General features: G+C 71.9%; 24 protein-coding genes and 1 pseudogene. 13 read left to right on the top strand and 12 right to left on the bottom strand.

Going from position 1 to position 23,802, the window contains the following annotated elements; genetic code table 11:
• Positions 1–697 (bottom strand): hypothetical protein (locus tag G3N18_RS12295; RefSeq protein WP_196384573.1); only part of this gene is annotated, 697 nt, incomplete at its 3' end.
• Positions 698–779: 82 nt separating this feature from the next.
• Between G3N18_RS12295 and G3N18_RS12290 the strand changes: the two genes are divergently transcribed.
• The gene (locus G3N18_RS12290; RefSeq protein WP_196384577.1) at positions 780–1,481 is read left to right on the top strand and encodes a GTP pyrophosphokinase; all 702 of its coding nucleotides are present in this window, start codon (positions 780–782) and stop codon (positions 1,479–1,481) included.
• A 120-nt stretch (positions 1,482–1,601) separates the two neighbouring features.
• Positions 1,602–2,264, top strand: coding sequence for a DnaJ family domain-containing protein (locus G3N18_RS12285; protein ID WP_196384572.1), 663 nt, complete (start codon positions 1,602–1,604; stop codon positions 2,262–2,264).
• 53 nt (positions 2,265–2,317) lie between these two features.
• Here G3N18_RS12285 and G3N18_RS12280 read toward each other — a convergent pair whose 3' ends face one another.
• The 3 genes from G3N18_RS12280 to G3N18_RS12270 all read right to left on the bottom strand — a co-directional run bounded on the left by G3N18_RS12280 (position 2,318) and on the right by G3N18_RS12270 (position 5,548).
• Positions 2,318–3,319, bottom strand: coding sequence for a Gfo/Idh/MocA family protein (locus G3N18_RS12280; protein ID WP_196384571.1), 1,002 nt, complete (start codon positions 3,317–3,319; stop codon positions 2,318–2,320).
• A 76-nt stretch (positions 3,320–3,395) separates the two neighbouring features.
• Positions 3,396–4,550, bottom strand: a complete 1,155-nt coding sequence (locus tag G3N18_RS12275) for a cystathionine gamma-synthase (protein WP_196384570.1) — start codon at positions 4,548–4,550, stop codon at positions 3,396–3,398.
• Positions 4,547–5,548 carry a pyridoxal-phosphate dependent enzyme gene (locus tag G3N18_RS12270; RefSeq protein WP_196384569.1) on the bottom strand — a complete coding sequence of 334 codons (1,002 nt, stop codon included), beginning with the start codon at positions 5,546–5,548 and terminating at the stop codon, positions 4,547–4,549. The genes G3N18_RS12275 and G3N18_RS12270 overlap by 4 nt, the downstream gene beginning before the upstream one ends.
• Positions 5,549–5,758: 210 nt before the next feature.
• Between G3N18_RS12270 and G3N18_RS12265 the strand changes: the two are divergent.
• A pseudogene (locus tag G3N18_RS12265) lies at positions 5,759–7,062 on the top strand (O-acetylhomoserine aminocarboxypropyltransferase/cysteine synthase family protein).
• Between the two features lie 158 nt (positions 7,063–7,220).
• Positions 7,221–7,733 carry a flavin reductase family protein gene (locus G3N18_RS12260; RefSeq protein ID WP_196384576.1) on the top strand — a complete coding sequence of 171 codons (513 nt, stop codon included), beginning with the start codon at positions 7,221–7,223 and terminating at the stop codon, positions 7,731–7,733.
• A 36-nt stretch (positions 7,734–7,769) separates the two neighbouring features.
• On the opposite strand, the gene G3N18_RS12255 is transcribed toward G3N18_RS12260, so the two are convergent.
• Positions 7,770–8,144: a rhodanese-like domain-containing protein gene (locus tag G3N18_RS12255; RefSeq protein ID WP_196384568.1), complete on the bottom strand. Its 375-nt coding sequence runs from the start codon at positions 8,142–8,144 to the stop codon at positions 7,770–7,772.
• A gap of 194 nt (positions 8,145–8,338) precedes the next feature.
• On the opposite strand from G3N18_RS12255, the gene G3N18_RS12250 reads away from it, so the two are divergent.
• The 4 genes from G3N18_RS12250 to G3N18_RS15885 all read left to right on the top strand — a co-directional run bounded on the left by G3N18_RS12250 (position 8,339) and on the right by G3N18_RS15885 (position 12,472).
• Positions 8,339–9,370, top strand: coding sequence for an amino acid ABC transporter permease (locus G3N18_RS12250; RefSeq protein WP_196384567.1), 1,032 nt, complete (start codon positions 8,339–8,341; stop codon positions 9,368–9,370).
• Complete coding sequence (locus G3N18_RS12245) at positions 9,367–10,149, top strand: amino acid ABC transporter ATP-binding protein (protein ID WP_196384566.1); 783 nt, start codon at positions 9,367–9,369, stop codon at positions 10,147–10,149. Before G3N18_RS12250 ends, G3N18_RS12245 begins: the two co-directional genes overlap by 4 nt.
• A gap of 106 nt (positions 10,150–10,255) precedes the next feature.
• Positions 10,256–11,248, top strand: coding sequence for an ABC transporter substrate-binding protein (locus G3N18_RS12240; RefSeq protein WP_196384565.1), 993 nt, complete (start codon positions 10,256–10,258; stop codon positions 11,246–11,248).
• Positions 11,249–11,332: 84 nt separating this feature from the next.
• Positions 11,333–12,472 carry a GNAT family N-acetyltransferase gene (locus G3N18_RS15885; RefSeq protein ID WP_206693205.1) on the top strand — a complete coding sequence of 380 codons (1,140 nt, stop codon included), beginning with the start codon at positions 11,333–11,335 and terminating at the stop codon, positions 12,470–12,472.
• 37 nt (positions 12,473–12,509) lie between these two features.
• Here the strand turns inward: G3N18_RS15885 and G3N18_RS12225 are convergent, their stop codons facing one another.
• The 3 genes from G3N18_RS12225 to G3N18_RS12215 are packed head-to-tail and all read right to left on the bottom strand — an operon-like array spanning position 12,510 to position 17,079.
• Positions 12,510–14,471, bottom strand: coding sequence for an FAD/NAD(P)-binding protein (locus tag G3N18_RS12225; protein WP_196384564.1), 1,962 nt, complete (start codon positions 14,469–14,471; stop codon positions 12,510–12,512).
• A complete protein-coding gene (locus G3N18_RS12220; protein WP_196384563.1) occupies positions 14,468–15,835 on the bottom strand; it encodes an NtaA/DmoA family FMN-dependent monooxygenase in 1,368 nt (455 codons plus the stop codon). The genes G3N18_RS12225 and G3N18_RS12220 overlap by 4 nt, the downstream gene beginning before the upstream one ends.
• A complete protein-coding gene (locus G3N18_RS12215) occupies positions 15,832–17,079 on the bottom strand; it encodes an LLM class flavin-dependent oxidoreductase (protein WP_196384562.1) in 1,248 nt (415 codons plus the stop codon). Before G3N18_RS12215 ends, G3N18_RS12220 begins: the two co-directional genes overlap by 4 nt.
• A gap of 150 nt (positions 17,080–17,229) precedes the next feature.
• On the opposite strand from G3N18_RS12215, the gene G3N18_RS12210 reads away from it, so the two are divergent.
• Together G3N18_RS12210 and G3N18_RS12205 are read left to right on the top strand one after the other, a co-directional pair.
• Positions 17,230–18,009, top strand: coding sequence for a GNAT family N-acetyltransferase (locus tag G3N18_RS12210; RefSeq protein ID WP_420827097.1), 780 nt, complete (start codon positions 17,230–17,232; stop codon positions 18,007–18,009).
• 42 nt (positions 18,010–18,051) lie between these two features.
• Entirely contained in the window at positions 18,052–19,077 is a 1,026-nt protein-coding gene (locus tag G3N18_RS12205; RefSeq protein ID WP_196384561.1) for an LLM class flavin-dependent oxidoreductase, read from the top strand.
• A gap of 63 nt (positions 19,078–19,140) precedes the next feature.
• On the opposite strand, the gene G3N18_RS12200 is transcribed toward G3N18_RS12205, so the two are convergent.
• Positions 19,141–20,004: a rhodanese-like domain-containing protein gene (locus tag G3N18_RS12200; protein ID WP_196384560.1), complete on the bottom strand. Its 864-nt coding sequence runs from the start codon at positions 20,002–20,004 to the stop codon at positions 19,141–19,143.
• A 113-nt stretch (positions 20,005–20,117) separates the two neighbouring features.
• Here G3N18_RS12200 and G3N18_RS12195 point away from each other — a divergent pair, with 113 nt between their 5' ends.
• Positions 20,118–20,468 carry a DUF7882 family protein gene (locus G3N18_RS12195; protein WP_196384559.1) on the top strand — a complete coding sequence of 117 codons (351 nt, stop codon included), beginning with the start codon at positions 20,118–20,120 and terminating at the stop codon, positions 20,466–20,468.
• Between the two features lie 34 nt (positions 20,469–20,502).
• On the opposite strand, the gene G3N18_RS12190 is transcribed toward G3N18_RS12195, so the two are convergent.
• Complete coding sequence (locus G3N18_RS12190) at positions 20,503–20,829, bottom strand: DUF7882 family protein (RefSeq protein WP_196384558.1); 327 nt, start codon at positions 20,827–20,829, stop codon at positions 20,503–20,505.
• A 73-nt stretch (positions 20,830–20,902) separates the two neighbouring features.
• A complete protein-coding gene (locus G3N18_RS12185) occupies positions 20,903–21,178 on the bottom strand; it encodes a hypothetical protein (RefSeq protein ID WP_196384557.1) in 276 nt (91 codons plus the stop codon).
• A gap of 146 nt (positions 21,179–21,324) precedes the next feature.
• Between G3N18_RS12185 and G3N18_RS12180 the strand changes: the two genes are divergently transcribed.
• A complete protein-coding gene (locus tag G3N18_RS12180) occupies positions 21,325–21,480 on the top strand; it encodes a hypothetical protein (protein ID WP_170214286.1) in 156 nt (51 codons plus the stop codon).
• A gap of 18 nt (positions 21,481–21,498) precedes the next feature.
• Here the strand turns inward: G3N18_RS12180 and G3N18_RS12175 are convergent, their stop codons facing one another.
• The gene (locus G3N18_RS12175; protein ID WP_196384556.1) at positions 21,499–22,629 is read right to left on the bottom strand and encodes a fatty acid desaturase family protein; all 1,131 of its coding nucleotides are present in this window, start codon (positions 22,627–22,629) and stop codon (positions 21,499–21,501) included.
• Between the two features lie 119 nt (positions 22,630–22,748).
• On the opposite strand from G3N18_RS12175, the gene G3N18_RS12170 reads away from it, so the two are divergent.
• Positions 22,749–23,666, top strand: a complete 918-nt coding sequence (locus tag G3N18_RS12170; protein ID WP_196384555.1) for an ROK family protein — start codon at positions 22,749–22,751, stop codon at positions 23,664–23,666.
• Positions 23,667–23,802 lie beyond the last annotated feature (136 nt).

The raw sequence follows: 23,802 nt of genomic DNA, 5'->3' as shown, positions 1-23,802 counted from the left end.
ATGCGGTCACCGCGCCTCGCGGCCGCAGGCGGGCGCGGCGCGCGAAGCCCTGCGGCGGGAACACCTGCGCGCGCGCCCCCATCGCCAAGCCTGCGACAGCCATCGGCGTGGGGGGGGGGGGGGCCGCCCCGGCGGCGGCCCCCCCGGCCCCCCCCGCGGGGGGGGGGGGGGGGGGGCGGTTCCCCGCCGGGGCCCCCGCCCCGCCCGCGCCGACGCCCGCGCCCGCTCCCGCACCGCGCGCACCGCGCCGGGCCGCGACGACCGCGAAGACGATCGCCCCCGCGGCCGCGACGGCGCTGACCGCGCAGAGCACCAGACCACCGGGCGCGTGGTCGCCGCCGCTGATGCCATAGGCATCCGCCAACGACATGCCCGGAATGAAGGCCGCCCCGAAGTAGCCCAGCGCCCCGGCGGCGATCACGGCGCACACCGCCGCACCGCACCAGACCGCCGAGAGACGGCCGAGCGCGGCGATCACGACCAACGCCAGCGCGAGCACCGGCCCGACGAGAAGCGTCGCCAGCACCGACCAGGGGCTGAACGCCTCACCGGTGTCGTCGAGATGGCCCGAGATCTCGACGAGGCTCGCGCCCGGTACCGCCGCGAGCGGGTTCCAGACGAGAATCTGCAGCGCCGCGACGGCGGCGTAGAGCACGATGGCGAGACCTCCCAGCACGGCGACGGTCACGGGCTTCATCCCCTGAAGGTATCGCCCGCTCGCGGCGAGCGGTACCGGCATCCACAGCGCTCCCCAAGACGTCGTGGGTACGGTCGAAGGCATGGATGCCTCGGCTGAACCCTTGTCTGTCGTGACCGGCGACGGGGTGTCGACCTTCTCCCCCGACCAGCTGCGCGCGATGCGCGACGAGTTCCAGCGGTTTCTGCTGGAGTACCAGTTCGGGCTGCGCGAGGTCGAAACCAAGCTCGGCATCTTGCGCGACGAGTTCTTGCTGATGCACGAATACAACCCGATCGAGCACGTCTCGAGCCGCGTCAAGACGGCCGACAGCATCGTCGACAAGCTCGGTCGCAAGGGCATCGAGCCGACGTTCGACGCCATTCGCGCCGGGATCACCGACATCGCCGGCATCCGCGTCACGACGAGTTTCACGAAAGACGCCTACCGCCTTTTCGACCTCCTCACGGCGCAAGACGACATCGCGGTGCGCGAGGTCAAGGACTACATCGCCGAGCCCAAGCGCAACGGATATCAGAGCCTGCACGTCATCGTCGAGGTGCCCGTGTTCCTCTCGTCCGGCCGCGTCGACGTCGCCGTCGAGGTGCAGTTCCGCACCATCGCGATGGATTTCTGGGCGAGCCTCGAGCACAAGATCTACTACAAATACGCCGGCGTCGTGCCCGACGGGCTACTCGCCGAGCTGAAAGAGGCGGCCGATTCGGCGGCCCTGCTCGACGCCCGCATGGAACGCCTGCACAGCCAACTGCACGGACCACGGCAGCCCTCGATCCGCGCGGTCTGATCCGGTCGGGGTTTTGTCGGCGCGTATGGTCGTCACCTGACGCGATAGCGACCAGATGCGCCGACAAGTCCGCCACGAGCTCCCCACCCCGCGGCCGCGGTCACGTCATAGCCTGGAGCCATGAGCGAAGACCCGCGCCTCGAGGCGGCACGCTACCGGATGGCCCGCATCGCCGCGGACGACGAGGGTGCGGATGCCGAGGCGGGCGCCGCGTCACGAGAAGCGGATGCCGAGGCATCCACCCCGCCGGCTGCGGTGCCCGCCGCCCCACCCGCGCGGAATGCGCACGAGCGGGCGCTGTATGTCGAGACGGCGATCCAGCAGGCGATCCGGCGCGGGGAGTTCGACGATTTGCCGGGAGCGGGCAAGCCCCTCGAAGGCCTCGTCGATCATCATGATCCGGACTGGTGGATCCGCCGCAAGATCCAGTCGGAGCAGCTCACCGGGCTCGGCCCGCCCGCGCTGCTGCTGCGCGGCGAGCACGCCGAGTTCGCCGCGCGCGTCGATGCGCTGACCCGCGAGAGCGACGTGCGCGAGTACGTCGACGACTTCAACCGGCGCGTGATCGACGCGCGGCGGCAGTTGCAGGGCGGGCCGCCCGTCGTCACGCCCACGCGTGATGTCGAGGCCGAGGTCGCCGCCTGGCGCGAGCGGCGCCGCGCGCGCCCTGCGGCGTCGGGGTCGGGGTCTGAGGCCGGGTCGGGGTCTGAGGCGTTGGGCGGGGCCGGCGATGCCGCGCGCCCCCGGAAACGATGGCGCATCTGGCCGGTTCGAGGCACCTGAAGCGACGAGCTGCGCCATCGAATCCCGCGCGCCGGCGCCTCAGCGTCGCGCGCTCACCCCAGCGCGGCGCGCCACTGCGCGAGCAGGGCGGCGGTGGCGCGGGTGTCGGTCCAGGGCATCTCGGGCACCTCGGTGCGGCCGCTGCGCAGTGCCGCGATCGTCGCGTCGGCTTCGGCGGCCATCGGGCTGACCGTCGCGGTGTGCAGGTGCTCGTCGGGCCGGCCGGGGCGGCGCAGCACGGCCGCGTCGGTCGAGGCGACGCGGCTGCCCCACACGTTCGGGATCTCGAGTTCGCCCCGCGTGCCACGGATGACCGCCGTGCGCGGCAGCGCGCGCGTGATCGAGGTCTGCACGTGCGCGCGGATGCCGCCGAGGTCGAGGGTCGCCGAGGCATCCTCATCGACGCCCGTCTCACCGATCACGCCCGTCGCACTCACGACGGTCGGTATGGATGCCTCGAGCCGCCCGACCCACGCGGCCACCCCCACCGCGAACGACACCGGGTAGCAGCCGGCGTCGAGCAGGGCGCCGCCGGCCAGCGCCGGGTCGAAGAGGCGCGCGATGCCGCGGTCGGCCGCGAAGCCGATGGATGCCTCGACCTCGACGATCTCGCCCAGGTCGCCGCCCGCGACGAGCTCGCGCATCAGGTCGGGGAACGGCCCGAACCGGTACTTGAAGGCCTCGACGAGGGGCCGCCCGGCGGCCTCCGCCGCGTCGAGGACCTCTTCGGTCTCGGCCACGTCGATGCCGAGGGGCTTCTCGCACAGCACAGCCTTGCCCGCGGCGAGCGCGCCGAGACTCAGCTCGCGATGCGACGTGTGCACCGTGCCGATGTACACAGCATCGACGTCGTCACGGGCGAGCACCTCGTCGTACGTGCCCGCCGCCGCTCCGGGAAAGTCGGCGGCGAACTCGTCTGCGAACGCCCGGGCGCGAGCCGCGTCGCGCGCGCCGACCGCCCGCAGCGTGCCGAGCTGCGCCGCCGGCAGCGCCCGCAAGAAGTCGCTGCTGATTCCGCCGGCGCCGAGAACGGCCCACCCTGCCTTGTCGCTCATGCCTCCACGCTAGAGGCGCGCTGCGTTCTCCGCCGCCGGCGCGTTCCCCTTCCCCGAGAAACCTTGGCCGCCCCCGTCAGCGCGCGAGCGCCTGCTCCACGTCGGCGAGAAGGTCGGCCTCGTCTTCGATGCCCACCGAGAGGCGCACGACCTCGACGGGCACCGCGGCCTCGGTGCCACGGACCGAGGCGTGGGTCATGGCATCCGGGTAGTTGACGAGCGACTCGACGCCGCCGAGCGACTCGGCGAGAGTGAACAGACGCGTGGATTCAGCGAAGCGCCGCGCCGCCTCGCCCGATTCGAGCGCGACCGACACGATGCCGCCGAACCCCGACATCTGCCGCGCCGCGAGCGCGTGGCCCGGGTGCGAGGAGAGGCCCGGGTAGTACACGCGCGCGACGCGTTCATGCCCCTCGAGGAATGCGGCCACCGCCGCGGCGTTCTCGCTGTGCCGCTGCATGCGCACGGCGAGGGTCTTGATGCCCCGCGTCGTGAGCCACGCGTCGAGCGGACCCGACACGGCACCGACCGCGTACTGCAGAAAGCCGATCTTCTCGGCGAGCGCGTCGTCGTTCACGATGAGCGCGCCCCCGACGACGTCGGAATGCCCGCCGAGGTATTTGGTGGTCGAGTGCACGACGACGTCGGCGCCGAGGGCGAGGGGCTGCTGCAGCGCCGGCGTCGCGAACGTGTTGTCGACGACGACGAGGGCGCCGACCGCGTGCCCGATCTCGGCGAGGCCGGCGATGTCGGTGATCCGCAGCAGCGGGTTCGACGGCGTCTCGACCCAGACGATCTGCGGCGGCGCGGCCTCGACGGCGGCGCGCACGGCGTCGAGATCGCTCATGTCGACGACGCGCAGGCGCACGCCCCACGGCCCGAGCACCCGGGCGAGCAGCCGGTAGGTGCCGCCGTAGACGTCGCTGCCGAGCAGCACCTCGTCGCCGGGTGCGAGCGCGGCGCGCAGCAGCGTGTCTTCGGCGGCGAGCCCCGACGCGAACGAGAACGCGTGCGCCCCGCCCTCGATCGCGGCGAGCTGGGCCTGCAGCGCGGTGCGCGTCGGATTTCCGCTGCGCCCGTACTCGTATCCGCCGCGCAGCCCGCCGATGCCGTCTTGGGCATACGTCGTCGAGAAATGCACCGGCGGGATGACGGCGCCGGTGGCGCCGTCGGGCTCCTGCCCGGCGTGCACGGCGAGGCTCGCGAACCCGCGGGCGGTGTGGCTGGTCATGAGCGTGCTCCTTCGGCGATGGGGTCGGTGACAGCGTCGGTGTCGAGCTGGATGCCACGGGCGTCGAGCCACGCGTCGTCGTACAGCCGCGAGAGGTAGCCCCGGCCGTGGTCGGGCAGCAGCACCACGACGACGTCGTCTTCGCCGAGGCCCTGCGCGACGCGGAGCGCCGCGACGACCGCCATGCCCGACGATCCGCCGACCAGAAGGCCCTCTTCGCGGGCGAGACGGCGGGTCATGGCGAAGCTCTCGGCGTCGGACACCCGTTCGTAGCGGTCGACGACCGAGGGGTCGAACGTGTCGGGGTAGAAGTCTTCGCCGACGCCCTCCACCGCGTAGGAGTGGATCGGGCCGCCGGAGTAGATCGAGCCCTCGGGGTCGGCGCCCACGATGACGGCCTCGCCCGCCGTGGCATCCTTCAGAAAACGGCCCGTGCCGCTGATCGTGCCGCCCGTGCCGATGCCGGCGACGAAGTGGGTGACGCGCCCGTCGGTGTCGCGCCAGATCTCGGGCCCGGTCGTCTCGTAGTGCGCGCGCGGACCGTTCGGGTTCGCGAACTGGTTGGGCTTGGACGCGCCGGGGATCTCGCGCGCGAGCCGGTCCGACACGCTGTAGTACGAGTCGGGGTGGTCGGGCGGCACGTTCGCGGGCACCTGGACGACCTCGGCGCCGTACGCGCGGAGCACCGCCGTCTTCTCTCCCGTGAACTTGTCGGGCACGACGAAGATCATGCGGTACCCGCGCTGCAGGGCGACCAGGGCGAGCCCGACGCCGGTGTTGCCGCTGGTCGGTTCGACGATCGTGCCGCCGGGGCGGAGGGCGCCGGATGCCTCGGCGGCATCGATGATCCGCGAGGCGATGCGGTCTTTCGCCGACCCGCCGGGGTTGAGGTATTCAACTTTCGCGAGCACCGTCGCGCGGGTGCCCGCAGCGACGTGGTTCAGTCGGACGAGCGGGGTGTTTCCGACGAGGTCGGCGATGTGCGAGACGTAACGCATGAGGGTGTCCTGTGGTGGGGCCGCGGCGCCGGCGAGAAAAGCCGAAAGGGCGCGTGGAAGGCGGCGGGTTGTCGGGGTCGTCGAGAAGAGCCGGGCAGGCTCAGCGACAACAGCGACAGGTCAGCAACACGCCCCCACCGTAACCCGAGGCGGCCGGATGCCTCGAAGTGTTACGCCGACTCCGTAACACTTCGCCGCCCGCCCTAATCTGTGGGAGTGAGCACGAACCCCGACGAGTTCGGCTTCGACACCCGGCAGGTGCACGCGGGCGAAGCCGAAGAGCGCAACCACAACGCACGCATCACGCCGATCTACCTGACGGCGGCGTACCTCTTCGACGACTTCGCCCAGGCCGAAGCGCGCTTCACCGGCGCCGACGAGGGGCAGCTGTATTCGCGCAACCTCAATCCGACCCACCAGGTCGCGGAGCGCCGCATCGCCTCGCTCGAGGGCGGCACGGGCGCGATCGTCGTGGGTTCGGGTCAGGCCGCGATCACGGCGCTGCTGCTCGGGCTCGCCGGGGCGGGCGAGCACATCCTCTCGACCGCGAGCATCTACAGCGGCACGCGCATCCTCTTCGACCGCACGTTCGCGCGTCTCGGCGTTCACGCCGACTACGTGCGCGACCCGGCCGACCGCGACGAGTGGGAACGGCTGATCCGGCCCGAGACGAAGGCGATCTTCGTCGAGACGATCCCGAACCCGAAGAACGACCTCGTCGACGTCGCCGCCGTCTCGCAGATCGCCCGGGCCCACGGCATCCCGCTCATCGTCGACAACACGGTCGCGACGCCCTACCTCATCCGGCCCTTCGAGCACGGAGCCGACGTCGTGTGCACTCGTCGACGAAGTTCCTCACCGGGCACGGCGCGGCCCTATCGGGGGTCATTGTCGACGGCGGCTCGTTCGACTGGGAGGGCTCGCCGCGGGCCTACCCGGGCCTCACCGCCCCCGTCGCGCCGGGCAAGCCCTCATACGCGCAGGCGTACGGAAAGCGCGCGCTCGAGGCCTACATGCGCTTCGGCATCGTCAACGACCTGGGCGCGGCGCTCTCGCCGGTGAACTCGTTCCTGCTGCAGCAGGGCATCGAGACCCTCTCGCTGCGCATGCGCCAGCATCTCGCCAACGCCGACGCGATCGCGCGGTGGCTCGCCGAGCACCCCGTCGTCGAGAGCGTCGACTACGCCGGTCTGCCCTCGAGCCCCTACCACCGCATCGCGCAGGAGCGCTTCGGTGGGCATGCAGGATCGGTCTTCGCGTTCACGGTGCGCGGCGGGCGGGCGGGCGCGGAACGCTTCTTCGACGCGTTGCAGCTGATCAGCCGCATGACGAACATCGGCGATGTGCGCTCGATGGCCCTGCACCCGGCGACCACGACCCACGTCTCGTTCTCTGCCGCCGAGCGCGAGCGCCTCGGCATCACCGACGGGCTCATCCGGCTGTCGGTGGGCATCGAGACGGTGGACGACCTCATCGCCGACCTCGACCGGGCCCTGCAGGCCGCGGCGCGCTGACCAAGCCCGGCGCGCCGCCCGGGCCGCCGCGCCGCATGTCGCCATGTTGCGACGCGGCGCGCGAGCGCGCGCGGATCTCCCTAACGTCGAGTGACATGAGCACCCCGCAGCCGCACCTCCTCCCGGGCACCCCGTCGATCGACGACGGCACCCAGGGCATGTCGGCCGACGCGTTCAAGGCGTTCTTCCGCGGTCACCCGGCGGGCGTCGCGGTCATCACCGCCGTCGGCGACGACGGCCCCGTCGCGCTCACCGCATCGTCGGTGTCGTCGGTGTCGGTCGACCCGCCGCTTCTCATCTTCTCGATCTCGAGCCTCTCGTCGGCGACGCCCACCCTGCGCACGGCGCAGTCGCTCGTCGTGCACCTGCTCGACGCCGACGACCTCGACATCGCGCGCCTGGGCGCCACGAGCGGCGTCGACCGCTTCGCCGATCGCGACACCTGGTCGAGCCTCACGACGGGCGAGCCGGTCTTCCACGGCGTGCGCGCGTGGGCGCGGTGCGCCGTGATCAGCCGCATGGATGCCGGTGCCTCGACCGTGATCGCGGCACAGGCCGTGCAGGGCTCGATCACCCGCGACGCGAGTGCCGACGACGGCGACGAGGCCGGAGCGCTCGTCTACCACAACCGCCAGTGGCACCGCCTCGGCGACCACTCGCGCATCGGCTGAGCGCCCGCGCCCCAGCGGCGCGAGCGCTCGCGCCGATCAGCGCTCGGAGGGTGCGCCCGCGTCGCGCCAGGCGGGAAAGCCGCCCTCGACGTGGGCGACGTTCGTGAAGCCCTTCTGGCGCAACTGCTCGGCGACGGGGCCCGAACCGCGGATCGAGCCGCACACGATGACGATGTCCTGATCCCACTCGGTGATCTCGGCGAGCTTCTCGGGCGAATCGAGCAGGAACTGCGCATCGAGGGCGTTGCGGTCGGCACGGATCGACCCGGGGATCGTCCCGTCCTGCGCACGACCGGCGTCGCTGCGCACGTCGATCACGACGGCACCGTTCGCGAAGCGGGCGGCCGCCTCTTCGGGCGTGATCAGGGGAGCGTCGTAGGCGGGCTGTGCATCGGCAGAGGTCTCAGACATGCCTCACACCGTAGGCGCTCGGGCGCGCGAAGCGGCGCAACGGGTCGCCGGATTGCTCTGCGTTGCTCCATGTGACGCCGCGCTACGGCGCATCACGCGAGGTGACGACGCCGCATTGCCGCGCCCCGACCGGCTCTCTACGTTCGGGCAATCGGCACCTTCGACCGCCGCCCCTTCCGACCGCTGGAGACCCCATGACCGACACCCTGCCGCGCACGAGCGCCGAGGCCACCGCCCCGGCATCCGTGCACGCCGACTTCGGCACGCTGCCGGTCGTGCGCCAGAAGCACTGGTTCCGCTGGACCCTCGCCGCGATCATCGTGTTCGTGCTCGCGCAGTTCGTGTGGTCACTCGTGACCAACGAGAACTACGAGTGGGATGTCTTCGCGCACTACTTCTTCTCGCCGCCCGTGCTGCAGGGCGTCGGCCTCACCCTCGTGTTCACCGCGGTGTCGGCGGCGATCGGGTTCGTCCTCGGCACGCTGCTCGCCCTGGCCCGGCTCGCGAAGTCGCCGCTCCTGAACAGCGCGGCGTGGCTGTACATCTGGTTCTTCCGCTCGGTGCCCCTCGTGGTGCAGCTGGTGGTCTGGTACAACCTCGGCTACCTGTACCCGACGCTCGGGCTCGGCACCCCCTTCACGACCGACTTCTGGCTCGTCGAGTTCCCCACCGTGCAGCTCATCTCGGCCTTCGCGGCGGGCGTGCTGGGCCTGAGCCTGCACCAGGCCGCCTACTCGGCCGAGATCATCCGCGGCGGCCTGCTGTCGGTCGACCAGGGCCAGCTCGAGGCGGCCGCCTCGCTCGGCATTCCGCCGCGGCGCCGCCTCACCCGCATCGTGCTGCCGCAGGCGATGCGCTCGATCGTGCCCAACGCGACCAACGAGGTCATCGGGCTCGTGAAGGGCACCTCGGTACTGTTCGTGATCGCGATCCCCGAGCTCTTCTACGCCGTGCAGGTGATCTACAACCGCAACAGCCGCGTGATCCCGCTGCTGCTGGTCGCGGTGGTCTGGTACACGATCATCACCACGATCCTCTCCATCGCGCAGTACTACATCGAGCGGTACTACGCCCGCGGCACCGTGCGGGTGCTGCCACCAACCCCGCTGCAGCGCGCTCGGCACTGGGTCTCGATCCAGTGGGCACGCCTCGGCGACGGCGAGAAGACCCCCGCGGCATCCGCGACGCCGACCGCAACGACGACAACCACAGGAGCACAGTCATGACCCTCACCGAGAGCACGACGGGCCTCGTCGAGATCCGCGGCGTGCACAAGAGCTACGGCGGCGTCGAGGTGCTGCGGGGCATCGACCTCACGATCGCGCCCGGCGAGGTCGTCGCGATCCTCGGTGCGAGCGGTTCGGGCAAGTCGACGCTGCTGCGCACCATCAACCATCTCGAGACGGTCGACGCCGGCTCGGTGGCCGTCGACGGCCAGCTGATCGGCTACGAGCAGCGCGGCGGCAAACTCTACGAGCTGCGCGAGAAGCAAGTGCTCGAACGCCGCACCCAGGTCGGCATCGTCTTTCAGAACTTCAACCTCTTCCCGCACCTCACCGCGCTCGAGAACATCACCGAAGCCCCGCTCGCGCTCGAGCGGCTGTCAAAAGACGACGCCCGCGAGCTGGCGCTGGGTCTTCTCGACCGGGTGGGGCTCGGCGACAAGGCCGACCACTACCCCCGCCAGCTCTCCGGCGGTCAGCAGCAGCGCGTCGCTATCGCCCGCGCCCTCGCGCTCAAGCCCAAGGTGCTGCTCTTCGACGAACCGACGAGCGCCCTCGATCCCGAACTCGTCGGCGAAGTGCTCGACGTGATCCGCGACCTCGCCCAGCTCGGCACGACCCTCGTCATCGTGACGCACGAGATCGGATTCGCCCGCGAGGTCGCCGACCGCATCGTCTTCATCGACGGCGGCGAGGTCATCGAGCAGGGGCCGCCGAGCGAGGTGCTCGTGCGCCCGACGCACCCGCGCGTGCAGGAGTTCCTCGCCAAAGTGCTCGCCTGAGCCGCGGCATCCATCGACCGACCCTTCCGCCCGTTCCCGACACCCTGACCCTCACCCTGACCCTCACCCTCACCCTCACCCTCACCCGAACAGAAAGACCACAGCAATGGCCATCAGCAAGAAGCAGGGCATCGCCCTCGGCGTCGCCGTCGTCGCGGTCGCCGCGATCGTCGGCGGCATCGTCACCGCCGTCAGCCTCAACGGCTCCGCCCAGGCTGCAGAGCCCGCACCCACCGCCTCCGAGGCGAACGTCGCCACCGGAGACATCCAGTGGGTGCACCTCGACGAGCCCGTCGCCGAGGCGGTCGACGCGCTCAAGAAGAGCGGGTTCACCCCCGTCGAGCCCGGAAAGCTCACCGTCGCGGTCGCCGCGTACCAGCCGCCGCTCGCCTACATCCCCGAGGGTGAGACGCTGCCGGCCGGCACCGAGCCGAACATCGGCTCGCTCATCGCCGAGGCGCTCGGCCTGACCTACAACCCGGTCGTCGTCGCGTGGGCCGACTGGCCCCTCGGCATCCAGTCGGGAAAGTACGACCTGATCACCTCGAACGTGACCGTCACCGAGGAGCGCAAAGAGCTCTACGACTTCGCGAGCTACCGCGAAGACCTGCTCGGCTTCTATGTGCGCTCCGACAGCTCGATCAGCAAGATCGAGGGCCCCGAAGACATCTCGGGCCTCAAGATCATCGTCGGCTCGGGCACCAATCAAGAGCAGGTGCTGCTGACGTGGAACAAGCAGCTCGAGAGCGAGGGCAAGGCCCCCGCCGAGCTCGTCTATTACGATGACAATGCGGCGGCGACCCTCGCGATCCAGTCGGGCCGCGCCGACGCGACGTTCGGCCCGAACGCCACAGCGGCCTGGGCCGCCCGTGAGACCGGCGACACCAAGCTCGTCGGTACCGTGCCCGGCGGCTGGCCGCTCACCGCGAACATCGCGGCGGCGACGGCCAAGGGCAACGGACTCATCGAGCCCGTGCAGATCGCGCTCAACGCCCTCATCACGGGCGGGCAGTACGGCGAAGTGCTGAAGATCTGGGGCCTCGAGCAGGAGGGCGTCGACACCAGCGAGGTCAACCCGCAGGGCCTGCCCAAGTCCTGACACACCATCCCACACACATCGCCGGCCGGGCCCGCACTCGCGGACCCGGCCGGCACTCATGCCCGACCCGCCCAGGAGCACCCGATGTCAGACACCACCGCCCCCGCCGCCCTCGGCACCGACAGCCCGGCGACCGACGGCCTCACCACCCCGGCCCTCACGATCCGGCTCGTCCGCACCGAGGAGTACGCGCGCGCCGGCGAAGTGACGGCGGATGCCTACGTGTCGAGCTACGGCGAACTCAGCGACGAGTACCTCGCGTCGCTGCGCGATGTCGCGGCGCGCGTGCTCGTCGGCGACGTGTGGGTCGCCGTCGATGAGGCGGGCGAGATCGTCGGCACCGTCTGGGTGTCGCGGCCGAACCGGCCCCTGAACCCCGACGTCGCCCGGTCCGGCGAGACCGACTTCCGCCAGCTCGCCGTCGCACCCGCAGCTCGCGGACGCGGCATCGGTCAGGCACTCACGCGGCACGTGATCGCCCTCGCGCGCGAGCGCGGCTCGCACCGCGTGGTCATGAACAGCGGACCCGAGATGACCGGCGCGCACGCGCTCTACGCGGGCCTCGGCTTCGACCGCCTGCCCGAGCGCGAGGGTCGCTTCGAGGTGCAGCCGGGGCGGTTCATCGAGCTGTTCGCGTTCGGTTACGACGTGGCGCCGGCCGAGGTGGATGCCCCGGAGCCGGTCGGCTCCCCCGCCGGTGCGGTCTCGTGGCAGGTCGAGCGCGTGCCGTGGGACGATCCCGACGCCGAGCGGCTGCGCGAGCAGATGGACCGCGAGGTGGGCCCCCGCTACGCCGACCGGTTCAGTGAGGCATCCACCGAAGAGGATGTCGATGAGGCCGAACGCGCGTTCTCGATCGACCCTGACACGATCGTCGCGACGCTCCTCGCGCGCGACGCGCGCGGGCGCGCCGTGGGTCACGCGGCGCTGCGCGACCTCGCGCACGACGGCACCCGCGATCTCGAGATCAAGCGCTTCTTCGTGCAGCCGCACGCGCGCGGCCTCGGGGCGAGCAGGGCCCTTCTCGCCGCGCTCGAGCAGATCGGGGCCGAGCGCGGCGCCGCGCGACTGATCCTGCAGACGGGCGACCGCCAGCACGACGCCGTCGCGCTCTACGAGAAGGCCGGCTACGCGCCGACCCCGACCTTCGAGCCGTACCGCGCCTTCGCGTTCTCGCAGTGCTTCGCGAAGCCGCTCGTCGAGGCCGACCGCGCCGAGGCGTGACAGCCACGCGCCCGACCCGCTTGCCCCAGCGCCCGCTTCAGGACAGCTGGGCGACCGGCAGTCCCAGGCGCGCCGTGACGGCGGCGGCGATACGGTCGGTCTGGCGGAACGACAGCGCGTCGATGCCGGGGCGCGTGAACGCGCCGCCCTCGGGCTGCGAGGTGAAGGGGCCGAGCGCGAAGAGGCTCTCGTGCGGGGCGTCGCCCGGGCCGATGACCCGGCCCTCGAAGTCGACGAGCACGCGCCCGATCGCCCCGTCGAAGTCATCGTCGCGCACGCGCAGTTCGCCGCCCAGCTCGGTCGCGAGCTGGCGCAGCGCCGGATTGTCGCTTTCGGCGGCGCTGGCGCCGGGCAGCCAGGCATCCACCAGCGTGCGGGCGGCCGTCGTGCCCGCCGTGCGGGGGCTGGATGCCTCGAAACCGGCCCCCGCCGCGATGCGCACGTCGACATCGGGGCCGAGGAATCGCACGATGCCGGCGTCGGCGAGGGCGAGCAGCTCGTGCAGGCGGTGCGCGGGCGGTCCGCTGGCGACGTAGCTGAAGAAGGTGTGCCAGCGGCCGGGCAGCGACTCGGCGCGCGAGCGCGCGTTCCAGCGCGCGGCGGGGACCTCGCTGAGAGCCAGGAACGACAGCAGAGCCGCGAAGAACACCCCCTGCGCGGGGCTGCGGTCCTGGCTCGTGCGCAGCTCGAGATCGTCGATGATGTGCGCTCGCACGGCCTCGTGCGCGGCGTCTCGGCTCGCGAACGAGTCGCGGGCGAACGGGCGGTCGAGCGCCGCGACGTCGAACCGGTCGAGCGGGTCGGGCACGAGCGCGTCGAGCGCGGTGCGCAAGCGCGGGTCGTCCCAGGCGTAGGTCTGCAGCAGCGCTTTCGCCTCGGGCCAGGTGCCGGTGACACGCTCCGGGTGCCCGGTGAAGAGCTCCCGGTAGTGGCCGTGCAACAGCTCGGCGGCGATGAGCGGCCAGGCATCCCGCTCGAAGTCGAGCGGTTCGGGTCGAGCGAGAAGCGCCGCGATCGCCTCGGGCGTGAGCACGTCGCGGCGCGGCGGTTCGCCCTGGATCGTCGACGAGACCTTCGAGCGGTACGGCACCCCGCGCCGCGACCCCAGGTGCAGGCGCGGCTCGCGGCCCGACGGCAGATAGCGCAGGCCCGCGGGGCGGTCGGTCGTCGCCGGCGTCTCGACGAACCGTCCGCCGCGGCCCTGGGTGAGCAGCACGACGAGGTCGACGGCGGCGAGCCCCATGCCCCGCACGATCACGTCGCCCTCTTCCGGGATGCCGGTGAGATCGACATCGGCCGTGAAGTCGGGCCCGACGTAGACCAGCCCCTCGCGGTGCGCACCGGCGGTGAGGCCCGCCGTGGCCGCGTCGGGCGTGCGGCCGTTGTGACCGAGCGCGTAGACGACGACATCCGCGTCGCGCTCGGTCCCCGACGCGAGCGCGACCGTCCAGGCCGCGCCGCTCGGGCCTACGCTGTGCGGGCCGTCGCCGCACGGGTCCGCGCTCGCCCGCACGGCCGCGACCGTGTCGGCGTGCACGCGGATCGCGACCCCCGCGGGAGCAGACGCGATCACGCGCTGCGCGAACCAGTCGAGGTAGAAGCTGTGCAGCCGCCGCGTGGGAAAGCTGTCGGGGCGAAGCCCCCGTGCCTCGGCGGCGGCGAGCTCGTCATCGATCTCGATACCTGGCAGCTCGCCCTGCCGCCATGACTGCGCCCACGCGATCAGCGACGGACCGGGAGCGATCGGACCCTCGATCGTGCACGATTCGTCGGTGAACACCGTGACGTCTTGCGCCATCGAGTTGAGCTTCAGCAGCGGCGACTGCGCGCGCCGCCAGATGCGGCCCGCCCCGGCCGGGTGAGGATCGAACAGGTCGATCTCGAGGTCGGGCGCACCCACCTCGCCGCCGGTCGCGGGCGAAGGAAGCCGCGCGACGATCCGCTCGACGAGCATGAACGCGCGCGGGCCCGCCCCGACGACGATCAGGCGCGTGGTCATCGCGCGCCGACGGCGGCCTCGGCCACTCGCGGCGCGGGCAGACCGAGCAGGTCGCGCAGGGTCTCGCCCTGCTCGTAGCCGGTGCGGTACGAGCCGCGCTCCTGCAGCAGCGGCACGACCCGATCGGCGAACTCGTCGAGCCCGTGCGGGGTGAGGTGACCGACGACCGTGAAGCCGTCGGTCGCGCGCTCCTGCACGTACCGATCGATCTCGGCCGCGATGTGCGCGGGCGTCCCCACGAAGGTGTGCGACGCGGTGAGGCGGATGACCAGTTCACGGATGCCGAGGCCTTCGCGCTCACTCAGCTCGCGCAACGAATCGATGCGCGCGCGCACCGCGGCGTGCCGGTTGGCCCAGCCGTGATCGGATTCGGCGCCGGTGTCGGGGGCGACCTCGGGCAACGGCCCGTCGGGGTCGTAGCCCGACAGGTCGCTGCCCCACACCTGCTCGAGGTAGGTCAGGGCGGTTTCGGGCCGCACCTGCTGCAGGGCGATCTCGCGCGAGCGCTCGCGCGCCTCGGCATCCGTGTCGCCGATCACGAACGTCGCGGCCGGCAGGATCTTCAGCGACTCCTCGTCTCGCCCGTAGGCGCCGAGGCGCCCCTTGACGTCGTCGTAGAACGTGCGCGCGGCGTCGAACTGCGTGTGCAGAGAGAAGATCACCTCGGCGTGCTCGGCACCGAACCCGCGGCCGTCGGGCGAGTCGCCCGCCTGCACGATGACGGGGCGCCCCTGCGGCGAGCGCGGCACGTCGAACAGCGCGTCGACGTCGAACTGCGCACCCTCGTAGCGCACACGGGCCGGCGCGCCCTCGCGCAGGAACCGCCCGCTCCCGGCATCGGCGACGACGTCGCCCTCGCGCCACGAATCCCACAGCTTCTTCGACAGTTCGGCGAACTCGGCGGCACGCGTGTAGCGGTCGGCGTGGTCGAGATAGCCTCCGCGGCGAAAATTGGCGCCGTGGAACGCGTCGGAGCTCGTGACCGCGTTCCAGCCTGCGCGTCCGCCCGACAGCCAGTCGAGGGTCGCGAGCTCGCGCGCCAGCTCGTAGGGCTCGTTGAACGTCGTGTTGAGCGTGCCGACGAGACCGACGTGCGAGGTGGTGGCGGCGAGCGCGGCGAGCACGGCGAGTGTGTTCGGGCGGCCGACGACGTCGAGGGCGTGGATGGCGCCGCGGTGCTCGCGCAGACGCAGCCCCTCGGCGAGGAAGACGTAGTCGAACAGGCCCTTCTCGGCCGTGCGCCCGAAGTACTCGAATGCCGAGAAGTCGATCTGGCTGCCCGAGCGCGGATCGGTCCACACGGTCACGTTGTTGACGCCCGGAAAATGCGCCGCAAGGTGCACCTGACGGATGGGACGGCTCATGAGGTGACTCGCTCTCTCGTGTGGCGGCTGGCGGGGCGGGTGAGGCCGACGCGACCGCGCAACGACACCCGGTCGTCGCGGCTCAGGCCGCCGAGGGCATCGAGCAGGGGCACGACGCGCTCGGCGATCGCGACGACGTCGCGCGGCTGGCGGGCCGGCCGCAGGCGCACCCCGTCGACGCCCGCGGCGGCGAGCGCGCGGATCTCGTCGACGACGGTCTGCGGAGTGCCGACGACGTAGCGGGCGTCGGAGGCGAAGGGTTCTCCGGCGAGATCGTCGAGGCGGGTTGCCGCGTCGCGGGCGGCGGCGGGGGTCTCTTCGATGAGCACGACGAGATCGGCGAACACGCGCAGGCGCTCGCGGTCGCCGCGGAGTTCTGCGGATGCCTGGTCGAGCTCGGCCAAGATGCCGGTCGCGCCGGCGGCGGAGTGCGGGGTGACGAACACGAGGTCGGCGTGCTCGGCGGCCAGGCGGTACGGCACGGTCTGGTGCGCGAGCACGGTGATCAGCGGCCGTCCCTGCGGGGAGCGCGGCACGATCGAGGCGCCCTCGACCGAGAAGAACTCGCCGTCGAAGCGGGCACCGTGCACCTTGTCGACGTCGAGAAAGCGGCCGGTCGCCGCGTCGCGCACGATCGCGTCGTCTTCCCACGAGTCCCACAGGCGCCCGAGCACCTCGGCCACCTCGCCCGCTTCGCGGAACGCCGCGAGCAGTGCGGGGTCGTCTTCGACGCGGCCCGAGGCGGGCAGCCCGTCGGGCCCGCCTGTGCGGCGGCCGAAGTTGGCGCGCTCGGCCGCCGACGTTCCCGCGACCAGCCGCACGCCGGCGCGCCCCCGGCTCGCGAAGTCGAGGGTCTGGATGCCGGTGGCGACGTGGAAGGGCTCGGGGTGGCTCGTCGTGACGGTGGGGACGAGCCCGATGCGCTGCGTCACCGGAGCCGCGTACGAGGCGACCAGCACGGCGTCGAGCCGCCCGCGCACCCGGTCGCGTCGCAGGCCGTCGGCATCGTCCGACCCGGCGGGGTCGCCCGCGCCCGGGGCGGCGACGCGCTCGAAGCGGTCGGTGAGTGCGAGGGCGTCTTCGATCGTGGCGAGCACGATCCGCGCCCGATCGGCGGTCTGCAGCAGGTCGCGCCAGTAGCGCGGGCTCGTCAGGTCATGCGGCGTCGCCGACGGGTCGCGCCAGGCGGCGGGGTGCCAGCCGGCCCGGTCGAGCGCAAGGGCGAGGTGCACGGTGTCTGTCATGCGTGCCACTGTCGCCGCGCCGGCATCCGGCCTCAAGCCGCGATGACACAGGAAGACGCGCCACGACACGGAGCGTCATGCGGCGAGATGATGTTGCGAGCGGTGACGGTGCGCATTGCGCAAGGTGGATGCCGGGGCGACAGTGGAGCCGTGCCCCAGACCTCTCCCGCCGCGCCGTCGCACTCCGCCCCCACGGCCTCGCGCCCGACCAACGGCGACGGCACCGATCGGGGCACCCTCTCGGGCGGCGACGAGAGCGCGCTCGACAACGCCCCGTGGCATTCGCTCACCGGCCCGCACGCCCGGTTCGCGATCGGCGGCGACCTGGTGCGCCGCTACCCCGACGACGTCGCTCCGTTCGTGGCGGTGCGCACGTGGAGCGACCCGCACGTGTGGGACGCGCTTCTCGACCTCGTCGGCCCGGGCGCCGAGGTGGGCCTCTCGGGCTACGACGGCGACGTTCCCGCGGGGTGGGAGTTCACCGGCAGCGGCGCGGGGGTGCAGCTCGTGCAGACCCCGGCGCTGTCACCGCGACCCGACGACGAGGCGGTCGAACTCGACGCGCGCGACGTCGACGACATGCTGCAGCTCGTGGCGCGCAATCAGCCGGGCCCGTTCCGTCCGCGCACCTACGAGCTCGGGCGGTACATCGGCATCCATCGCGGCGGCCGGCTCATCGCGATGGCCGGCGAACGGCTGCACCCCGAAGGATGGACCGAGATCAGCGCGGTCGCCGTCGACGCCGAGCACCGCCGGCAGGGCCTCGCCTCGCGGCTCGTGCTCGACGCGGCCTTCCACATTCAGCAGCGCGGCGACCGGGCGCTGATGCACGCCGCGGCGACTAACACCGGAGCGATCGCCGCGTACGAGCGGCTCGGATTCGCGCTGCGCCGGCGCAACCGGTTCGCGTCGGTGCGCACACCCTCCTGACCGCACGTCCCCGCCCGTCGCCTTCGTGAAGTGGATGCCTCGATGACCCGCCCCTTGCGTTCCCTCGGCTTTCTCACGATCGGCCTGTTCGACCGGGCCGATCCGCGCGCCGGCCACGAAGCGACGCTCGAGATCATCGAGCACGCCGAGTCGCTCGGGTTCGACAGCGCGTGGCTGCGCGATCGGCACCTTCAGTACGGCATCTCGTCGCCGGTCGCGGTGCTCGCCGCGGCGTCGCAGCGGACGAGCCGCATCCGGCTCGGCACCGCGGTGATCCCGCTCGGGTTCGAGAACCCGTTCCGTCTCGCCGAAGACCTCGCGACGGTCGACGTGCTCGCGGGCGGGCGGCTCGAGCCGGGGTTCTCGGTCGGGCCACCGCGCCGGTTCGACGAGATCGCGCCGGCGCTCTACCCCGACACGGCGGCGCAGGAGCGGTTCGGCTACGAACGCCTCGAACGCCTGCGCGGGTTCCTCGCGGGCGAACGGGTGAGCGACTTCGCCGGAACGGAGGGCATCGAGGAGTACTCCGAACGTATCGAGCCGCACGCGGCGGGTCTCGCCGAGCGGCTCTGGTACGGCGCGGCGAGCCCCGCCTCGACGCTCTGGGCGGCCGAGCACGGCTTCCATCTGCTGACGAGCAGCGTCATCGAATCGACAGGATCGAACGATTTCGACCTCGAGCAGTACGCGCAGATCCGCCGCTACCGCGACCGTCACCCGGCCGGCGAGCGCGCCCGTGTCTCGCAGGGTCTCGTCGTGATCCCCACCGATTCGGCCACGCCCGGCCAGGTCGAGCGGTATCGCGCGTACGCGCAGTCGCGGGCGGGGCGCGTCGGCGTACCGCAGGGGCCGCGCGGCATGCTGTTCGCCGCCGATCTCGTCGGCACATCGGCGCAGATCGCCGACACCCTGCACGCAAGCCGCGCCTTCGGCGAGGTCGACGAGGTAGCCTTCGCCCTGCCGTTCAGCTTCGAGCGCGACGACTACCTGCAGCTCCTCCGCGACATCGCGGGAGAGCTCGCGCCGCTCTTCGGCTGGCATCCGGCAACGGTGGCCTCGGGGGCCTGACGCCCAGCCCGAGGCATCCGGCGCATGCCCGCGGCACGGGCCACCGGGCCGATCGGCCCGCGGTCACCAGCCGCGAAAGGCGTCGCCCGGCGTGGGCCCGACGGCGACGGGGCGGCCGTAGGTGCGCGACCACTGGCTCCACGAGCCGGGGTAGACCCGCGCGTCGATGCCGGCCTGCGCGAGCGCGAGCGCGGAGTGCGTCGAGGCGATACCGACGCTGCAATAGAGCACGATCTCGCGGGTCGGGTCGACACCGCCGGCCTGCAGCACTGCACGGATCTCGTCGGGGCCGCGCAGGCGCCCCTCGCGATCGATGTACGACACGGTGGGCACGTTCACGGCGCCCGGGATGTGGCCTGCGGCGGGGTCGGTGCCCGCCGCGCTCCCCCGGTAGTGATCGGGCGCGCGCACGTCGATGAGGATGCCGTCGACGGGCGCCCGCGCGGCATCGTCGATCGTGGCGATGCCGGCGGCGGTGGCATCCGTGTCGCGCAGCCGCACGGTGCCGGCGGGGGCGACGCGGTCGCCCGACTCGATCGGCAAGCCCTGCCCGACCCAGGCACGGATGCCTCCGTCGAGAACGCGCACGTCGATGCCGTGGCGGCGCAGCAGCCACCACGCGCGCGACGCGGCGACACCGTCGTTGTCGTCGTAGGCGACGACAAGGTCGCCGTCGTTGAGTCCCCAGCCGCGCGCGGCGCGCTCGAGCGCGTCGGGGTCCGGCAGGGGAAAGCGCCCGTCTTCGGGGTGCCCGACCCGCGACAGCTCGCGTTCGAGATCGACGTACACCGCACCCGGCAGGTGCGCGGCGAGATACGCCGGCCGCCCCTCGGGCTGGTCGAGGCGCCAGCGCACGTCGAGCAGGCGCACCGGCTGCTCGGCGGCGAGCGCCGCCCGGAGGCCTTGAGCATCGACGACGTGGGTCACCCCTCCAGCGTCGGGCCCACGCCCCTGCCGCTGGTAGGCGGCACGACACGCGACGCAACAGGACGTAAGACGGCGACGCACACGAGCGGCGCCGGCGACTTATAATCGCTCCCGTGGGAACCATCTACTACGGCGGGTCGGCGACGCCGATCCACATCGAAGACCGCGCGCTCGCACACTTGAAGGTCGTCATCTCGACCAAGCTGCGCCGCGGCGAGAGCTTCACGGTGTCGTGGCGGCACCTCGACGACGAGCCACGCGGGCGCTCGACGATCTGGCTGCACCCGTCGATCCCGCTGCGTTTCGTGTTCGACGACCCCGAGCCGTCAGAACTCAGCCGGTCGTGGATCGAAGAGCTCGCGCAGTCGGCCAACTCGTCGGGTGGCATCACGCTCGTCGCCGAGCACATCGATCCCGAGGGTGTCGAAGACGAGTCGCCGCAGGCGGTCGAAGTCTCGGAGTGAATCGGCGCGTACGGGTCCGAGCCGAGGCATCCGCTCAGCCGGTCATGACCTCGCCGGTCGGCGCGCCCTCGGGCTCGGGCACGATGTGCAGCCCGGCGGTCGAGTTCGCGGCGTGGGTGAGGGCCTCGAGCCAGGCGCGGTTGAGTGCCGGCTGACGGCTGCCGTGGTACTTGTACACGAGCGACGCGTTCGGGTGCAGCCACACCGTGGTGCGTCCGTCGCCGAGGCTCGGCTCGTTGCGCCAGGTGAAGGGGAACGGCTCGCCGCGCCGCAGCTTCTGAGTGATGACGACCTGCAGGTGCGCGAGCACGCGATCGTCGAAATCGACCTTGACGCTGCCGTCGTAGTTGAACCTGCCCACGCTTCTACCGTACCGCGCCGACCGCGCGCGGGCTCTCCTCCGCGCGGCGCGCTCTGTCAGCGCACCGCCGCCGTCAGCGCAACGCCTCGGCGCGGCGCATGATCTCGTCGAGGGCGAGATCCGCCCCACCGACCGGCGCCGACAGCGCCACGGGCGCGTCGACGACCGCCATGACGCCCGATCCCCCGATGAGCAGCGAGCACAGGGTGGGCGAGCCGTCGTGGATGCTCGGGAACTCGACAATGTCGGCGGTGCCGTGTTCGAGCAGCACACGCGCATAGGCGAGCACGGCGTCGGCGATGTCGTCGGTCGTGAGAATGCGGTGGCCCTCGATCAGGATGTCCTTCATGGCTGCGCCCTCGTGTCTCCTCTGCCTGCGTGTCGTCCGGTGCATCCACTGAATCGGATGCCGGGGCGCAGGGCGAGGGGTTGACAGACGCCGTCGCGGCTGTCAACCCCTCGGCGCCGCGCGGACGGCGGCGAGAGAATCAGACCATGACACTCGCCATCATCCTGCTCGTGGTCGCCATCGTTCTGATCCTTCTCGGCGTCTTCGTCGAGGCGGCGAAGTTCCTGCTGTGGATCGGTCTGGTGATCCTCATCATCGCGATCATCGCCTGGCTCATGCGCGTCGTGAAGCGCAACGCCTGATCTGTCGCGACAGGGCGCTCAGGCCCGGCGGTACTGGCCCACCATCGGGCAGTCGAACGGATCGCGTGCCGCGAGGCCGACCCGGTTGAGGTAGTCGATCACGATCGCGTACGAGCGCCACAGGCTCGTCTCGGTGTAGGGCACGTCGTGCGTCTCGCAGAACTCCCGCACGACCACGCGCACCTTCGACAGGTGGGGGCGCGCCATGCTGGGGAAGAGGTGGTGCTCCACCTGGTAGTTGAGCCCGCCCATCAGGATCGTCGCCCACCAGCCACCGCGGATGTTGCGCGACGTGCGCACCTGCTTGCTGAAGAAGTCGAGCCGCGCGCCTTCCGCGATGATCGGCATGCCCTTGTGGTTGGGCGCGAACGACGCGCCCATGTATACGCCGAAGACGGCGAGCTGCACGCCGAGGAACGCGAACGCCATGCCGAGCGGCAGGAACAGGAACAGCGCGCCGGCCACGAGGGCGAAGCGCACCCCGATCAGGGCGAGTTCGATGCCGCGGCCCTTCACCGGCTGCCGCGAGAACAGGTGCCGGATGCCGAGGGCGTGCAGGTTCAGCCCCTCGAGGGTGAGGAGCGGAAAGAAGAGCCAGCCCTGCCGCCGCGTGATGAAGCGACGGATGCCTCGTGCCTGCGCCGCGTCTTCGGCGAGGAACGACACGGTGTCGACCTCGATATCGGGGTCTTTGCCGACGCGGTTGGGGTTGGCGTGGTGGCGGGAGTGCTTCGAGTCCCACCACGAGTAGCTGATGCCGACGACGCCCGCGGCGAGGATGCGCGCGAGCCGGTCGTTGGCCTTGCCGGAGGTGAGGATCTGGCGGTGCGCGGCTTCGTGGGCGAGGAAGGCGACCTGCGTGAGCACGATGCCGAGCGCCGCGGCGATGAGCAGCTGGAACCAGCTGTGCCCCAGCAGCACGAAGCCCGCGATGCAGCCGGCGAAGGCGAGCACGAGCGCGCCGCCGACGAGGCTGTAGAAGACGGGGGCGCGGCGCAGTAGCCCGAGTTCTTTGGCCACTTGCGAAACCTGGGTGTACGCCCGCGCGACCGGCGGGAACGTTTCGGCCGTGGCGTAGGTCTGACGGATCGGACCCATCGTCGAGACGGCTGCGACGACGGGCGAGGAGCGGGGGGCGACGGCGGTCATGGGCTGTTCCTTCAGCAGGCTTTGGACGAAGCCAAAGGCGGATGCCGATCGCTGGGGCCGACACTACGCTGAGGAGCATGCCGGCGCGGGAATGCCGGGTGGACTCGAAGGGCTTTCACATGACACTCGCGTTGGCGATCGATCTCGGCGGAACCAAGGTCGAAGCGGCACTCGTCGACGACACCGGGCGTATCGTCGCCGGATCGCGCACCCGCGAGGCGACGGGGGCGGCCGCCGCGTCCGACCGTGCGGTGCTCGAGCGGGCCGTGGCATCCGTCATCGCGCGGTGCCGCGCGCTGCCCGAGTGGGCCGAGGTCGCCGCCGCAGGGATCGGCTCGGCGGGCCCCATCGACCTCGCTGCGGGCACCGTGGCGCCGATCAACCTGCCGGCCGTGCACGGACTGGCCCTCGTCGACCTCGTGCGTCGCGAGTCGGGGCTCGCTGACGTGACGTTGCGCCTCGACGGCACGTGTATCGCGCTCGCCGAAGCGTGGCTCGGAGCGGCGCAGGGGGTCGACGACGCAATCGTGTTCGTCGTGTCGACGGGTATCGGCGGCGGCATCATCTCGGGCGGCCGGTTGCTGGCAGGGGCGTCCGGCAACGCCGGGCACCTCGGGCAGGTGGTCGTCACAGAGATCGAGGGGGATGCCGCGGCATCCACCGTCGAGCAGCTCGCGTCGGGCCCGCACATCGTGGCGTGGGCGCGCGCGCAGGGCTGGACCGGCTCGACCGGCGAAGAGCTCGCCGACGCCTACCGGGCCGGCGACGACCTGGCGCGCGCGGCGGTCGCCCGCTCGGCGCACGCGATCGGCGTGGGTCTCGCGAACGCCGCGACGCTGCTCGATCTCGAACTCGCCGTCGTCGGCGGCGGCTTCTCGTTCGTCGCCGACGACTTCACCGACCAGATCGAGGCGTCGGTGCGCGCGGCCGCGATCAACGGCTACGCGGCGCGACTGCGCGTCGTTCGGGCTGGGCTCGGGGGCGACTCCCCCCTCATCGGCGCCGCAGCGCTCGTGCACCGCCGCGACCTGCTGTGAGCAGGCCGCCGGCCGTGGCGGGTCGGCGGTGGACCGTGTTAACGGGAAATGGCCACCCAGCATTGGGTGGCCATTTCACGGAAGAAGTCCGGCGGTGTCCTACTCTCCCACAGGGTCCCCCCTGCAGTACCATCGG

This window comes from Microbacterium paulum, assembly GCF_015707995.1.
Classification (GTDB): Bacteria; Actinomycetota; Actinomycetes; order Actinomycetales; family Microbacteriaceae; genus Microbacterium; species Microbacterium paulum.
The sequence above is the reverse complement of the archived record's forward strand: the minus strand, read 5'-3'. Positions and strand labels throughout refer to the sequence as shown.